We start from the raw sequence: 14,006 nt of genomic DNA, 5'->3' as shown, positions 1-14,006 counted from the left end.
CCCCGATTGCTGAAGTGGGGCTTGGGTCGGGGAATGCTGAAACTACCGCTGATTGCACCGCGTCCGCCGCGGCTGAGCGAGATGAGTGAAGAGCTGCGCGCGCTGGAGGCGAGCGGCTATTTCAGCAATGGCGGGCCCATCGTCCGCGATTTCGAACGGCGGGCCGTGGCGCAGCTGTTCGGCGGCGAGGGCTTTGCGCTGGCGGTCTCCAACGCCACGCTCGGCCTGCTGCTCGCCATCCGCGAGGCGCGCGCCGGCCGCCCGGGCCGCTACGCGCTGGTCCCGGCCTTCACGTTCGCCGCCACCGCCCATGCCGTGATCTGGGCGGGGCTCACGCCCATCCTGGTCGACAGCGATGGCCGCGACTGGGCCGTTGCCGCCGCGGCGCTGGAAGAAGCGCTTGCCCGATACGGCGAGGAAGTCGCCGTGGTCGTCCCCTATGACACGTTCGGTGCGGCCATCGACCTCGACTATTACCGGGCCCTGTCCGATCGCCACGATGTGGGCGTCGTGATCGATGCCGCCGCCTCGCTGGGCAGCCTCGACGCCGCCGGCCGCGGCTTCGGCACCGGGGCGCGTTTCGCCTGCGTCTTCTCGATGCACGCCACCAAGACCTTCGCGACCGCCGAGGGCGGGCTGATCTACAGCGCCGACCCGGACCGGATCCAGGTGCTGCGCCGCATGCAGAATTTCGGCTTCGGCGCTCCGCGCACCGCCACGCAGGAAGGCATCAACGCCAAGCTGCCCGAACTGCTCGGGCTGATGGCCCGCGCCAAGCTGGGCGAGATCGACGCCGTCGCCGAGCACCGCGCCGCGCTCGACCGCGCCTATCGCGCCGCCCTGGGCGACACCGTCACCTTCCAGCACGGCCACGCCACCCGCCAGGTGGCCCAGTTCATGCCGATGCTGCTCCCCGCCGGCACCGATCGCGCCGCGGTGACGGCCAGCCTGACGGAACATGGCATCGGCTCCGGCCATTATTTCAGCCCGCATATCGGCGAGCAGCCCTATTTCCGCCAGGCCTGCATCACCGGACCGACCCCGGTCGCGGACGAGCTCTCCGCCCGGATGCTCTCGCTTCCGGTCACCGACGCTATGACCGAGGCCGATGTCGCCACCATCTGCGGCACCCTCCATGCCGCGCTCCGCAAGCCGCGCATCGTCGTCCCCGCCCCGCAGCCCGGGATCCTTTCCACCGTCCTGATCGGCGGCGGGCCGGCCGGCATCGCGTTCCTCATCGCGGCGAGCAAGAAGGGCAAGCTGCGCGAACTCGGTGCCGACCTCGCCGTGATCGAGCGGGGGCCGAGCCTGGGCGCCGGCCAGCTGCCCAACTATGCCATCACCTCGGACAGTACCGCCGAGACCTTCCTCAGCGCGGTGAAGGACAATCCCGAGCCCGGCATCGCCGCGCTGCTCGACCATCCCGCCGCCCGCGAGATCGCCCGCTATGCCGGCAAGCTCGGCGTCCCCCTCCACCGCACCCGTCCCTTCCTCGAGGCGATGGGCCAGCGTGTCGGCGCGGTCCTGGCCGAGAGCGGCGGCAGCGTGCACACCGGCCACGAAGTGCTCGACAGCCGCCGCACCGCTGCGGGCCTCTGGCAGACCCGCATCCGCGATATTGCCACCGGGGTGGAGCGCGCATTGCTCTCCCGGAACATCGTCCTCGCCACCGGCGGCTATCAGTCCGCCAGCGACATCGCCGCCGCCACGGTCGCCGGCGCGCAGCTGGGCCAGCAGGCCGGCGAGCGGCTGATGCTGTGCGACGACATGCTGCGCACCGGCGGCATGGAACGGCTGCACGCCCGCATCGCCCATAGCCGCGCGCCGCGCATCGCCATCATCGGCGCCTCCACTTCCGCAATCGCCTCCGCCGTCCTCCTCCTCAAATCCGACATCCCGTTCGGCGCCGAGAGCCTGGCCCTGCTCCACCGCGAGGCGCTCCGCCCCTGGTATCCCAATGCCGAGGCTGCCCATGCCGACGGCTTCACCGATTTCGGGCCCGAGGACATCTGCCCGCTCTCGGGCTTCGTCTATCGCCTGGCCGGCTTCCGCCTCGAAGCCCGCGAGCTGGTGCTGCGCATGCTCCGCATCGGCGGCCGCGCTCCCGATCCGCGCGTCCGGCTCCACCGGCTCGCCGGCCCGGACGCCGAGGCCGCGCGGATCCTCGCCGAGGCCGACCTGATCGTCGCCGCGCTCGGCTATCGCCCGCACGCGCTGCCCCTGCTCGATGCCGCGGGCCAGCGCATCGCCCTTGCCGCCCATGCGCCGGGCCGCCCCCGCCTGGCCGACCAGCTCTGCCGCGTCAGCGATGCCGACGGCCAGCCGATCCCCGGCGCCTATGGCATCGGCCTCGCCGCCGGCTTCGTCCCCGAAGGGCGGCTGGGTGGCGAGAAGAGCTTCAGGGGCAAGGCCAACGGCCTGTGGCAATGGCAGAACGACGTCGGCCAGCTGATCGTCGACCAGCTGCTCGGCGAGAGCGTGAGCCTCGCCGCATGAACGGCCTGCCCGCCCCCACCGTCTCGGTCATCATGCCCGCCTATAACGGCGCGGCCTGGATCGGCGCGACGATCGACTCCGTGCAGGCGCAGGACTTCACCGACTGGGAACTGGTGATCGTCGACGACTGCTCGACCGACGACACCCGCACCCTGCTCGCCACCCTCACCGATCCGCGCATCATCGTCCTCCATGCCGAGGCCAATGGCGGCCCCGTCCTCGCCCGCAACCAGGCCTTCGCCGCGGCGCGCGGGCGCTACATCGCCGGCCTCGACCAGGACGATCTGTGCAAGCCCGGCCGCTTCGCCGCGCAGGTCGCCCATCTCGACGCCAACCCCGGCACCGTGCTCGTCGCCACCGCAGCCGAGCTGCTCGAAGACGGCCGCCTCACGCCCTGGCCCGGCGATCGCCCGCTCACCCCGGCGACCATCGACTGGCTGCTCCTCACCCAGAACCCGCTGGTCTGGTCCACCGTCATGTTTCGCGCCGAGGCCGCACGGCTGCTCGAACCGTTCGAGCGCCCGCAAGTGCGCTATGCCGAGGATTTCGACCTCTATCACCGGCTCGGCCGCTTCGGGCAGATCGCCCGGCTCGACCAAGCCCAGCTCCTCTATCGCTGCCATCCCGGCGGCGCCTCGAAGCGCTATGCCGAGATGATGGCCGCCAGCGCCGCACGCGTGCTCGCCGGGCGCTATGCCGGCGTGTTCGAGCCCGATGCGGTGCAGGCCAATGCCGAGCTCGTGGTGCGCTATTTCATGGCGCGCGAGCCGGTGTCCGACCTCGGCACGCTGAGCCGCCTCTCACGCATCCTCGCCACGCTCCATGCCGACCATGTCGCCCGCACCCCGCTCACGCCATGGGAGCGGATCGAAGTGGACGGCGAGCATGCCCGGCTCTGGTGGCTCGTCGCCCGCCCCGCGCTCCGCCAGGGCGCAGTGACGCTGCGCGAAGCGATGGGCGTGCTGCCCGAGAGCGTGAACCTGCCCGCCAAGGATCCGGACCGCCTGATCTCGCCGCTGATCGGCCGGGTGCGGGCAATCGGGCGCGGGCTGGGCGTGGCGCTGTAGGACGGCCGCGGGGCGCGGAAGTTTACGAAGTTTACGGTACGGGGGGCAGCTATTGCCTCCTCGAGGCGGCCGCCGCGTTGGAATATTCCAGGCGCGGCGACGAACGCGCGTTGCCGCAGCGCGCCGGGCCCGATCCGAGCCAGCCCGACAGGCGCCATATTGTCGGCGGACGATATGAGATCCGATTGCCACGCCAAGCCCTCCCCGGATGTTTCAAGCGATGCACTTCGAACAAAAAAAGAACGCCAGCCGATATCCAACATTGCAAGCACAATGCGCCGGATCGATGCGAGGATGAAGCGTGACATTTGCTTCCGGAGTCTTTGACACTTGCTTTTGGAGCACTCCAGTCCGGTTAAACGGTAGGGGTCTCGATCGCGATGAGGTCCGCCGCACCGAAATAGGCGGTCTGGTTGCTGGTCAACACCGCCACAAGAACCCGGCTGGCTTCGTCGTCGTGCCAGCTGACGCTCATGGCCTCGATCGGCTGTACCTTCCCGCGCAGATACAGGTTTGCGGGCTCCTGCTCGCTGATCGTTTCGATCGCAATCGTCGCGAGCGCGTCTACGGTTTGACTGATCGAGGCCATTTCCATCTCCTTCATGTTTGACCTAGAGGCGCCTAGCCAAGCGGGCGGATGCCCGCGCCGGCGCTTGAGGCAAACAAAGATGGTGCCCCGGGAGAGACTCGAACTCCCGACCTGCGGTTTAGGAAACCGTTGCTCTGTCCTGCTGAGCTACCGGGGCACAAATGGGTTTCGGAGGCGCGTCGTATCGGGCCGGGCGCGGCCGGTCAATTGCAGGCCTCGGGCGGCACCACCGGCAGCGGCAGCGGCGCGACGGGAACGCCTTCGTCGATCAGCGCCTTCGCCTCGGCCACGCTCGTCTGACCGTGGATCGGCGCGGCGGGCGCCTCGCCCAGATGCATGGCGCGCGCCTGGTCGGCAAAGGCGGTGCCGACCCATTGCGAGCCCTCGAGCAGCTTCGCCTGCGCGCCCGCCAGCGCGGCCATGGCGGCCTTGAGCATTTCGGGCGGGAGCGCCGGCTCGCCCCGGCCGGCCGGGGCGGATGCCGGCACGGGCATCGGCGCCTGATTGCCCTTGGCGCCGACATTGGGCGCCATCACCGCCTTGGCCACCTCCGCGCTGCCGCATATCGGGCAGGCGACCAGCCCGGCGGCGCGCTGGCCTTCATAGGCCGCGCTCGACCCGAACCAGGCCTCGAAGACATGGCCGGCCCCGCATTTGAGGTCGAAGACGATCACGGCCGCCCGATCCCGTCAGGCGGCGAGCAGCGGATCGAGGCCGCCGCGCGCATCGAGCGCCGCCAGGTCGTCGGACCCGCCGATATGCGCGCCGGCGATGAAGATCTGCGGGACGGTGGTGCGCCCATGGGCGCGGTCGATCATTTCGGCACGGCGTGGGCCGCCCATCGAGATGTCGATCTCCTCATATTCCGCGTGCTTGCCGTCGAGCAGCGCCTTGGCGCGGTAGCAATAGGGGCAGAACGCCTTGGTGTAGATTTCGATCTTGGGCATTGCGGCATACACCTGTGGTCGTGCCGGGCGCTTGTCAATCCGCGCCCTCGCCTTCCACCAGAACGCGCGCCCAGCACAGAAGGATCACGCGCGCCGCGCCGCCGCGCTTGAGCGCCCGCACACAGGCATTGGCGGTGGCGCCGCTGGTATGGACGTCGTCGACCAGCACCACCGTCCTGCCGGCAAGGCGCGCGCCGGCATCCGGCGCGAGCGCGAAGGCGCCGGCGACCGCCCTGGCGCGGGCGCGGGGACCCAGGCCGCGCAGCACCGGCGTGGCCTTTACCCGGCGCAGCAGATCGGGCGCGGCGGGCAGGCCATGGGCGCGCGCGAGCGAAGCGGCGATCAACCCGGCCTGGTTGTAGCCGCGCGACCAGAGCCGCCAGCGATGGAGCGGCACCGGCACGATCAGCTCGGCTTCGTCAGGCATCAGCCGGGCCATGGCGCGCGCCATGGTGGCGGCGCAGGCGAGCCGTCCCGAATATTTGAGCTTGAGCGCGATCGCCCGCGCCACCTCGCCATAGGCGACCGCGGCGCGGATCCCGTCATGCGGCGGCGGCTCGGCGATGCAGGCGGCGCAACGCGCGCCCTCACCCCGGTCGTGATCGAAAGGCACATGGCAGGCCGCGCACCAGGGCGGACCGAGGAAATGCAGGCTGGTCCAGCAAGTGGCGCAGAAGCGATGGTCCGCCGGCGTTATCGTGCCGCAGCCCGGGCAACGCGGCGGCAGCGCGAGATCCGCGATGCGGCGCAGGGATGCGCAATAGTCGCCGAACCGGGCCATGCCCGCCTTGTCCCCGGCGGCGCGGCGGCGCACAAGCGCGCCATGCCCCATAACGGACCCAGCGATTCCGCCGAGATCTTCGATCGCGCCCTGCGCCGCAAGCGCCGCGACCGCGCCGCCCGCCGCTACGAGGGGTTCGTGCGCGAGCACATGCTCGAGGGGATTCAGGACCGGCTGGCGGCGGTGAGGCGCCCGTTCGGCGACGTGCTCGACCTGGGCAGCTTCGGCGGCGGCTTCGACCTGCCGGGCGCGCGCATCACCCGGATCGATGCCGGCGCCGGCTTCGCGGCGATGACCGGCGGCATCCATGCCGACGAGGATCGCCACCCCTTTCCCGAGGCCAGCTTCGACCTGGTGGTAAGCGCGGGCGTGCTCGACCAGATCAACGACGTGCCGGGCGCGCTCGCCCTGGCGCGCCGGGCGCTGCGGCCCGACGGGCTGTTCCTGGGCGCGTTCCTGGGCGCGGGCACGCTGGCGACCCTGCGCGGCGCCTTCCTCAGGGCCGAGGCGGAACGGCCGGTCGCCCGCTTCCACCCGCAGATCGACGTGCGCGCAGCCGGTGACCTGCTCACCCGCGCCGGCTTCGCGCTGCCGGTGGCGGACGTCGAGACGCTGACGGTGCGCTATGGCAGCATGGTCTCGCTGCTCCGCGACCTGCGCGGCATGGCGGCGACCAACCTGCTGCCCGGCACGCCGCCCCTCACTCGCAACACGCTGGCCCGGGCCGCAGAGGCCTTTGCGGAACGCGCCGATCCGGACGGCAAGACGGCGGAGCGTTTCGAGATCGTCTACCTGACCGGCTGGGCCCCGGACGAATCGCAGCCCAGGCCGGCGCGGCGCGGCAGCGCGACGACGAGCCTGGCGGAAGCGCTGCGCGTGAAGCAGCAGGGCTGAGATACTGCCTCCGCAGGAAGGTGAGTCCGGCGCCATCGGACGCCGGACTCGGTCCTTCAGACGTGCATCATCGCACCGACGCCTGCCAGCCGATGTTCAGCGTTCGGTTCGCTGCCACGGCCGCGACAGCATCGATCGAGAAGGAGAATCCTGTGGCGGTAACGTTGTACACGCTCACCGACACGGGCCGCTCGCCATCGGCAAGCGCATTTCCGTTTTGCAAGCCGGCGATGACGACCGGCGCGTTCTCGAAGCCCAAGGGGAAAGCCACGGTCCCGACGACATTTCGGGCCGCACTTGCGATCGTTGCGCTTGCAGTCCCGGCCTGCATCGACGGGAAATAGATATCGACGCCGTAGATCGATCGATGCTCGATCCGGTTGCCTGTATTCTCCAGCAAAGCACCGGTAACGGACGAAGGATAGCTGTAGAGACCGAAAGCCTGAGTCTTCGTCCCCTGAATATCGTCGCAGATATTACCCTGAACCACATTATCCCGGCAATATTCCGCGAGCGCTATCCCGCCCCGATTGGAAATCGTCACCCCAGCTTGATTGTTGGCTATCGCGATATTGCCGCTGATCACGCCGGCCTGCTGCCGCACGAACATGAACCCATTCAACTGGCAGCCATCCGCCATGTTCCCGATGAAGCTGTTGTTGCGAGAAACGGCCTGGGGATAGGGCTGCACGCTCGTCAGATCGTCGAGAAAACCATAGCCGCAGTCCTTGAACAGGCAGCCGATCACTTGGTTTCCGCTGGGCGCTGCCACGCCAGCGTGACGAAAGCGCATGCCGGCATTCGAGCAATGGATCGCCACGCAGCCCTTGAATCGGTGGCCCGTGCTCGGATTCACCGCAAAACCGCTGCCCGAGGATTCGGCGCGGCTAGCGGCACCGATCGCGAAGCAATCCGTGAATTCGCAATAATTGGCGTTTACGTAGAAACCGTCATCGCTCCAGCGTGAAGCACGGCAATTCTCATAGGTGCCATAGTCGGTCGCGACGTAATAGCTGGTGAAACAATTGTCAGAGATCGTGTCTCGAACCGTCGAACGATCGGTTGCCATCGTAATACCGCGCGGAGCGCCCGAATTCCCCGCCGCGTTCCACGACCGCGCGTTATAGGTAACGCAGCGCGCGATGAGATTGTTGTAGTCCGCAATACCGGCCACCGTGCCGGCCATGACGATTCCCGTGGCGGTATCGGAAACCAGACAATCCTCTACCGAAGAGTTCCAGATGTTTATCAAGGAAATGCCGTTCTTCGCATAGTGGCTCGCGCCATCCGCGATCGGCGTGGAATAGATGCCCTGCACCGTCATTCCGGCAATGCGCACATTTTCATATTCGCCGCCGCTCAGCGTTGTGACGATTCCGCCGGCCCCGGCCATATCGTCCCAAGCAGCAACGGTTCCAATCTGGGTTATCGTCGTCTTGCGCATGCCCTTCCCGATCAGAGCCACCTTCGATTGGAGAAGGATCGGGGACCCTATCGCGTAATTCCGTGCATCGAGCGCCACCACGCCGCCGCCGGCCGCATTCGCCGCCGCAATGGCCGCGTTGATCGCGGATGCATCGTCGGTGAACCCGTCACCCTGCGCGCCAAACTGCTCGGGCCGGATAGTGAAGCGCAACTCCTGCTGCACCTGGGTCGGGACGGCAGACAAGCCATGCTGTTCAAAACCGATTTGAGCAGCACCATTCGATGCGACCAATTCCTCTACTGTGACATACGCCATATGTTTCTCCTGTCCCGACACGATCCGCCAAAGGAACATTTAGAGAACATACAGAATCCTACAGTTCAACAAGGCCTCTCCAGCCCCGGCCGCCAATCCTCAGACACCCCCGCCAGCGCCGCCACCAGCGGCACGTCCGCCGGCGGCATCGGCAACTCCCGCATCTCTGCCGGGGTCGTCCAGCGCAGCGCCGTCGCATGGTGCGCGACCGGCTCCCCCGCCCATACCCGCAGCGTATAGAGCAGCAACAGCAGGTGCCGCCCTTCCAGCGGCTCGCTGGCGAAGGCGAGCGGCTTCAGGCCGGACGGGTCGAGCGAGATCCCCAGTTCCTCGTGCAGCTCGCGCGCCAGCGCCGCTTCGGGGCGCTCGCCCGGCTCGATCTTGCCGCCCGGAAACTCCCAGAGTCCGGCCATCGGCTTGCCCGGCGGGCGCTGCTGGAGGAGCACGCGGCCGCGATCATCGATCAGGGCAGCCGCCACGACGAGCAACATGTCAGAAGCAATCATCAGCTTTTCGTTAAGCCTCTTCGGCTAGATTGTTGCCATCATTGGAGAAGAAGCGCCCACAATGCGAGCCCTTGTACGAGCGATCCGCGATGTGATGCACGACCGCCGCGCCGCGACCGCAGTGGAATATGGCTTCATCCTCGCGCTCATCGTCATTGCAATGATGGCCAGCCTGATGAGCGTCGCCAACACCACCACGGACATGTGGAGCAACGTCACCAACAAGGTGCAGGCGGCCACCCAGTCCTGATTCTGGTTACGATGCCGTAACACTCGCTCTTAGCCGTTTCTTTACTTCCCAACCGTAGTTTCGAGCTGCCGAACCGGAGTCTCCGGTGAGGCCGGGTGAATGAAGCAATCCTTGAACACTGGAGACCGGTTATGCAGAAGATCCGCAACTTCCTGAAGAATTCGAAGGGCGCGACCGCCATCGAGTACGGCCTGATCGCCGCTCTGATCGCCGTCGCCGCGATTGCCGCGATGCAGGGCCTCGGCAACTCGCTGAAGTCGACCTTCACCAACGTTTCGGCGAGCATGAAGGTCTCGTAAGCCTTCCGACGAAACGAACGAGAACGGGCGGCGGGACCTTGGTTCCGCCGCCCTTTTTCTTGCCGGAAGAGCCTCGCATGCGCTCGGGCGCGCGCTCGCGCTTGCGAACCCTGACGGGTTCGAGGCCGCTGCCTTCGCGCACACCCCGGTAGTTTTCCTGAACCCCGGCGAACGGGCCGCTTCACCCGGCGTACAGCCGACTCCCCTATAAGGAAGGAATGAAGCAGCTTTCCTCCAAAAAGGCGGTGACGCGGATCGAGCTCGCGGTGGTCGCGTTCCTCGCGCTTTGCGCGGTGCTCGCGGTCGTCCAGGGCCTGGGCATGATCGGGGCGAGCATGGCCGCCGCCGAGCATATCGCCCCGATCCGCTAGCGTCAGATCCGGCCCATCGCCAGGAACTTGGCGCGACGCGCCTGGCGCAGGCTCTCGGGCGACATGCCGTCGAGCTTGCGCAGCGATTCCTCGATCGCATCCCCCAGCGCATGGATCGCCGCACCGGGCTCGCGATGCGCGCCGCCCAGCGGCTCGCTGACGATCCGGTCGATCACCTTCAGCTCCTTCAGGTGCTGTGCGGTGACCTTCATCGCCTCCGCCGCCTCCGCCGCCTTGTCGGCGGTGCGCCACAGGATCGAGGCGCAGCCCTCGGGCGAGATCACTGAATAGACTGCGTGCTCCATCATCAGCACGGTGTTGCCCGCGGCAAGCGCGATCGCCCCGCCCGAGCCGCCCTCGCCGAGGATCGACGCAACCAGCGGCACGCCGAGATTGAGGCAGGCCTCGGTCGAGCGCGCGATCGCCTCGGCCTGGCCGCGCTCCTCGGCCTGCACGCCGGGAAAGGCGCCCGAAGTGTCGACCAGGGTGATCACCGGCAGATGGAACTTGTTGGCAAGCGCCATCAGGCGGATGGCCTTGCGATAGCCCTCGGGCTTGCCCATGCCGAAATTATGCTTGAGCCGGCTCGCGGTGTCGTCGCCCTTCTCGTGGCCGATCACCATCACCCTGCGCCCGCGGAACCGGCCCAGGCCGCCCTGGATCGCATTGTCGTCGGCAAAGGCGCGGTCGCCGCCCAGCGGCATGAACTCCTCGATCAGCCCGGCGACATAATGCTTGAAGTGCGGGCGCTCGGGATGGCGGGCAACCTGGGTCTTCTGCCAGGGCGTGAGCCTGGCATAGGTATCCCGGAGGAGCTTCTCGGCCTTGGCCTGGAGCGGGGCGATCTCCGCATCGATATCGACGGCGCCGCCCTCCGCGGTCTGGCGCAGCTCGTCGATGCGGGTCTGAAGCTCGGCGATCGGCTTCTCGAAGTCGAGGAAAGTGGTCATCGCTGCGCGGGCTAACCTTGGCACGGAGCTACGTCAACGAGCGGGTGGGTCCGGCGATCCCGTTGTGAGGCGCGGAAACCGCTCCAACCGTCATCCGGCACAAGGCCGGGATGGCGGTTAGGTTGAGGACCCATATTCTTCTTTCGTCGCTCAAGGCCGGGATGACGCCAGAAAATCAAATACTTGCTTGGGCTCTCAACCTGGCGGCTAGCCGCGCTTCCCCAGCGCTTCGCCCAGGGGATGCCGTTGGTTGACCAGCTCGACCAGCCGGCGACTGTCGACATGGGTGTAGATCTCGGTCGTCGCGATATCGGCATGGCCGAGCATCGCCTGCAGCGCGCGCAGATCGGCCCCGCCCTCCAGCAGATGGGTGGCGAAGGCATGGCGGAGCACATGGGGGCTCACGCGATCGGGCGGGATGCCCGCCTCTCCAGCCAGCGCGCGGACGAGCTGGTAGAGCCGGATGCGCGAGAGATGCCCCTTGCCCGAGGGAAAGAGGAAAGGCCGGTCCGCCGTGACATGCCCGCGCCACGCCGCGACGGCGGCACGGGCGCGGTCCGAGATCGGCACCAGCCGCTCCCGCCCGCCCTTGCCCTTCAGGATCAGATAGGGCCGATCGGGCGACACGGCGTTGCGCGGCAGCGACACCAGCTCGGTGGCGCGCAGGCCCGAGCCATAGAGCAGCTCGACCAGCGCCAGCAGCCGCAGGTCGTTCGGATCCGGCGGCACCCGGGCGATGCGCGCATCGATGGCGGCGAACATCCGGTCGACGTCCCCGACGCCGAGCACCTTGGGCAATGCGCGCGCGGTGCCGGGGCGCGGCAGCGCGGCCGAGGGATCGTCCGCGCGCAGCTTCTCATCGGCGAGGAATGCATAGAAACGGCGCAGCGCCGCCGATTTGCGGGCAACGGTGGCGCGCGAGAGCGGCTGCCACTCGGCGCCGAGCCGCTCCAGCTCCGGCCGCCCGGCCTCGCCCAGCCCGCCGCCGAGAAATTCGGAGGCGAGCCGCAGATCGGTGCCATAAGCGGCGATGGTATTGGCGGCGGCGCCCGCCTCCGCCCGCATCATCTCGAGGAAGCGCCCGATCAGCGCCCGGTCTTCGGAGACGCTCAAGCCGATCGCGTGACCGCCTCCACGGCGATCATCCGCGCATAGCTGGCCATCCCCGCGGCGCGCATCGCCGCAACGATGTGGAACAGCGCCTCGGGAGTCACATTGTCCCAGACGCGCGACTGCATGCCGACCGCGGCGAGCAGCGCCACCATCGCCGAATCGCCGCGCCGGCCGGCGGCGTCGATCGCGCGGGTCCAGGCGTTCTGCGCGCCGATCTGCACCTCGAGCGCCTGGGCGCCGCGGCGCGCGTCGCTGCTCTCGAAGCGGCCGAGGCCGGCCAGGCCGGCAAAGGCCAGCTGGGCGCGGCGCTGGCCGGCGGCATCCTTGAACGCATCGAAATCGCCATAGGCGACCGGGCCCTGCGCGCCGGGATCCCCGAGCGCGAGCAGGCCCCAGGCGATGCTGCCGCGCGGCACCACCTGGCGCCATTCCATCGCCTTCGATTCATAGCCGGCGGAGAGCATCGAGGCGATCAGCTTCTCCGGCTCCTCCACCTTGGCATCGGCCGGGATCCAGGAAGCCGCGCGCGCGGTGAGGATCAGCCGGGCATATTGGGTGCGCGGCGTGCTCGCCTCGGCCCAGAGCGTGCGAATCGCCTTGATCCGGTCCCCGACATCGCCGTCGGTATAGGCGACGCGCAGATCGCGGGCGACGCCGCCCTCGGTGGTGTTGGCATCGTCGCCCTCGGCGATCTCGCTGTAGAGGTCGACAAGGCCGGCGCTGGAAAAGACGCCGGCGGTGGCGGCCAGCTCGGCGGCGGCGGCGCGCTGGCGGGGCGAGAGCTGCGGGGCGAGCGCCTGCCAATAGCGGACCTGCGGGCCGGCGGTGGCGTAGAGCGAGGCGGGGACCTCCTGGCCGGTCGCGGTGGCGAGGCCCCAGCGCCAGGCCGTCAGCCGGGTGATGCCGCCCCATTCGAGCGTGACCGCGCGGCGCCCCTGCGCGCCGGTGCCGAGCACCTTCTCGGCCAGCAGATTGTCGATATCGCTGACCGGCGTGCCGCCGCGCGCCTCGTCGAGCAGCTGGCCGGCCTCGTTGGGCTTGCCGGAGAGCCCGGCGCACATCGCCCGGGCGAGCGCCCAGCCGCGCTGCTGGATATATTGGTTGCCGCGCTCGGCGATCGGGCAGATGCCGCCCGGATCGGCGGTGGCGAGCGAGACCTGCATCGCCACCTGGAGCAGGCGTGTCGTGTAATTGTCGCCATCGACATCGTTCACCACCGCGCGGGCGGCATTGGCCTCGCCCATGCGCAGCAGCAGCCAGGCGCGCTCGGCGGCGAAATCGGCGCCATTGGCATGGCGCGGCGTGTCGAGCGGCGACATCAGCGCGCGGCGGAGCGCGATCGACGCCCAGCGCGACGCCACCGGCGCGCGCAGCCGCTGCATCAGCACCGCCAGGGTACGGCCATCGGCATTGCCGAAGCCCCTGGCGGGAAACGGCGTGTTGCCCGCGGCAAGCACGCCGACGCGGTTCAGCGAATGTTTCGCGAACTCGGGCAGCTCATAGCGCGACAGGTCGACCGGGCCGGTCGCCGTCACATCCTCGACCGCGCTGGCATTGGAGAGCGCGGCGTCGCCGCCGAGCGTGGGCACGCTCGGGATCGGCGCGCTGCCGGGCGCGCCGGGGGGCGTCGCGGCGGGGCCCGTCGCGGCCGGTGCGGGGGCGGGACGCGGCGCCGGAGTGGGCGCCGGCTCGTCAAAGCCCGGCGGCAGCAGCGATTCGGGCTTGTCCTGCTGCCCCAGCGCGGGCACCGCCGCGCCGGCCAGCAACAGCGTCCCGAAGGCGATGTGGCGGCGCTTAATTCGCGAGATTGTCAAGCGGGACCACCTTCTCCATGCGCACCGGCTCCTTCTTCGTCTCGCGGCCTGCGAGGAAGAAGAGGCCGCCGACCAGGACGACGAGAATGACGATCAGCGCAACGATCAAGCGGGACATGAAAAAGGGTCCGGAAATTGTGACTTCGCGGGCCTTTTGCCCGAGACCCGCCCTCGCTGTATAGCCCTTC

16 protein-coding genes and 1 tRNA gene are annotated in these 14,006 nt (G+C 68.8%); 6 read left to right on the top strand and 11 right to left on the bottom strand.

Features of this window, described 5'->3' with window-relative positions; translation table 11 throughout:
* Positions 1 to 33 precede the first annotated feature (33 nt).
* Both ACIQCS_RS05775 and ACIQCS_RS05770 read left to right on the top strand, forming a co-directional pair.
* Positions 34 to 2,496, top strand: a complete 2,463-nt coding sequence (locus ACIQCS_RS05775; protein ID WP_345851046.1) for an aminotransferase class I/II-fold pyridoxal phosphate-dependent enzyme — start codon at positions 34 to 36, stop codon at positions 2,494 to 2,496.
* Positions 2,493 to 3,563 (top strand): glycosyltransferase, encoded by a 1,071-nt coding sequence (locus ACIQCS_RS05770; protein ID WP_345851045.1) that lies wholly within the window; start codon positions 2,493 to 2,495, stop codon positions 3,561 to 3,563. Before ACIQCS_RS05775 ends, ACIQCS_RS05770 begins: the two co-directional genes overlap by 4 nt.
* A gap of 355 nt (positions 3,564 to 3,918) precedes the next feature.
* Here ACIQCS_RS05770 and ACIQCS_RS05765 read toward each other — a convergent pair whose 3' ends face one another.
* From ACIQCS_RS05765 to ACIQCS_RS05745, 5 genes are all read right to left on the bottom strand, one after another.
* Positions 3,919 to 4,152: a hypothetical protein gene (locus ACIQCS_RS05765; protein WP_345851044.1), complete on the bottom strand. Its 234-nt coding sequence runs from the start codon at positions 4,150 to 4,152 to the stop codon at positions 3,919 to 3,921.
* A gap of 80 nt (positions 4,153 to 4,232) precedes the next feature.
* Positions 4,233 to 4,309: transfer RNA gene (locus ACIQCS_RS05760), tRNA-Arg, on the bottom strand.
* A 46-nt stretch (positions 4,310 to 4,355) separates the two neighbouring features.
* The gene (locus ACIQCS_RS05755; protein WP_345851042.1) at positions 4,356 to 4,826 is read right to left on the bottom strand and encodes a DUF1178 family protein; all 471 of its coding nucleotides are present in this window, start codon (positions 4,824 to 4,826) and stop codon (positions 4,356 to 4,358) included.
* A gap of 15 nt (positions 4,827 to 4,841) precedes the next feature.
* Positions 4,842 to 5,099 (bottom strand): glutaredoxin 3, encoded by a 258-nt coding sequence (gene grxC, locus ACIQCS_RS05750; protein WP_280278360.1) that lies wholly within the window; start codon positions 5,097 to 5,099, stop codon positions 4,842 to 4,844.
* Positions 5,100 to 5,133: 34 nt separating this feature from the next.
* The gene (locus ACIQCS_RS05745) at positions 5,134 to 5,880 is read right to left on the bottom strand and encodes a ComF family protein (RefSeq protein WP_345852078.1); all 747 of its coding nucleotides are present in this window, start codon (positions 5,878 to 5,880) and stop codon (positions 5,134 to 5,136) included.
* Positions 5,881 to 5,922: 42 nt separating this feature from the next.
* Between ACIQCS_RS05745 and ACIQCS_RS05740 the strand changes: the two genes are divergently transcribed.
* Positions 5,923 to 6,774, top strand: a complete 852-nt coding sequence (locus ACIQCS_RS05740; protein WP_345851041.1) for a methyltransferase domain-containing protein — start codon at positions 5,923 to 5,925, stop codon at positions 6,772 to 6,774.
* 67 nt (positions 6,775 to 6,841) lie between these two features.
* On the opposite strand, the gene ACIQCS_RS05735 is transcribed toward ACIQCS_RS05740, so the two are convergent.
* Entirely contained in the window at positions 6,842 to 8,515 is a 1,674-nt protein-coding gene (locus ACIQCS_RS05735) for a right-handed parallel beta-helix repeat-containing protein (RefSeq protein ID WP_345851040.1), read from the bottom strand.
* Positions 8,516 to 8,580: 65 nt separating this feature from the next.
* The gene (locus ACIQCS_RS05730; RefSeq protein ID WP_345851039.1) at positions 8,581 to 9,021 is read right to left on the bottom strand and encodes a (deoxy)nucleoside triphosphate pyrophosphohydrolase; all 441 of its coding nucleotides are present in this window, start codon (positions 9,019 to 9,021) and stop codon (positions 8,581 to 8,583) included.
* Between the two features lie 61 nt (positions 9,022 to 9,082).
* On the opposite strand from ACIQCS_RS05730, the gene ACIQCS_RS05725 reads away from it, so the two are divergent.
* The 3 genes from ACIQCS_RS05725 to ACIQCS_RS05715 all read left to right on the top strand — a co-directional run bounded on the left by ACIQCS_RS05725 (position 9,083) and on the right by ACIQCS_RS05715 (position 9,941).
* Positions 9,083 to 9,271, top strand: coding sequence for a Flp family type IVb pilin (locus tag ACIQCS_RS05725; RefSeq protein ID WP_167298229.1), 189 nt, complete (start codon positions 9,083 to 9,085; stop codon positions 9,269 to 9,271).
* 131 nt (positions 9,272 to 9,402) lie between these two features.
* On the top strand, positions 9,403 to 9,570 hold the full coding sequence (locus ACIQCS_RS05720) for a Flp family type IVb pilin (RefSeq protein ID WP_086128950.1): 168 nt from the start codon (positions 9,403 to 9,405) through the stop codon (positions 9,568 to 9,570).
* Positions 9,571 to 9,788: 218 nt separating this feature from the next.
* The gene (locus ACIQCS_RS05715) at positions 9,789 to 9,941 is read left to right on the top strand and encodes a hypothetical protein (RefSeq protein WP_345851038.1); all 153 of its coding nucleotides are present in this window, start codon (positions 9,789 to 9,791) and stop codon (positions 9,939 to 9,941) included.
* A 2-nt stretch (positions 9,942 to 9,943) separates the two neighbouring features.
* Here ACIQCS_RS05715 and ACIQCS_RS05710 read toward each other — a convergent pair whose 3' ends face one another.
* From ACIQCS_RS05710 to ACIQCS_RS05695, 4 genes are all read right to left on the bottom strand, one after another.
* Positions 9,944 to 10,891, bottom strand: a complete 948-nt coding sequence (locus tag ACIQCS_RS05710; RefSeq protein WP_345851037.1) for an acetyl-CoA carboxylase carboxyltransferase subunit alpha — start codon at positions 10,889 to 10,891, stop codon at positions 9,944 to 9,946.
* A 207-nt stretch (positions 10,892 to 11,098) separates the two neighbouring features.
* The gene (locus ACIQCS_RS05705) at positions 11,099 to 12,004 is read right to left on the bottom strand and encodes a tyrosine-type recombinase/integrase (RefSeq protein WP_345851036.1); all 906 of its coding nucleotides are present in this window, start codon (positions 12,002 to 12,004) and stop codon (positions 11,099 to 11,101) included.
* Positions 12,001 to 13,818 (bottom strand): hypothetical protein, encoded by a 1,818-nt coding sequence (locus tag ACIQCS_RS05700; protein ID WP_345851035.1) that lies wholly within the window; start codon positions 13,816 to 13,818, stop codon positions 12,001 to 12,003. Before ACIQCS_RS05700 ends, ACIQCS_RS05705 begins: the two co-directional genes overlap by 4 nt.
* Positions 13,799 to 13,936 (bottom strand): hypothetical protein, encoded by a 138-nt coding sequence (locus ACIQCS_RS05695; protein ID WP_167298226.1) that lies wholly within the window; start codon positions 13,934 to 13,936, stop codon positions 13,799 to 13,801. Before ACIQCS_RS05695 ends, ACIQCS_RS05700 begins: the two co-directional genes overlap by 20 nt.
* Between the last annotated feature and the right edge of the window lie 70 nt (positions 13,937 to 14,006).

It is taken from the genome of Sphingomonas sp. NPDC092440, from assembly GCF_044754985.1.
Taxonomy (GTDB): Bacteria; Pseudomonadota; Alphaproteobacteria; order Sphingomonadales; family Sphingomonadaceae; genus Sphingomonas.
The sequence above is the reverse complement of the archived record's forward strand: the minus strand, read 5'-3'. Positions and strand labels throughout refer to the sequence as shown.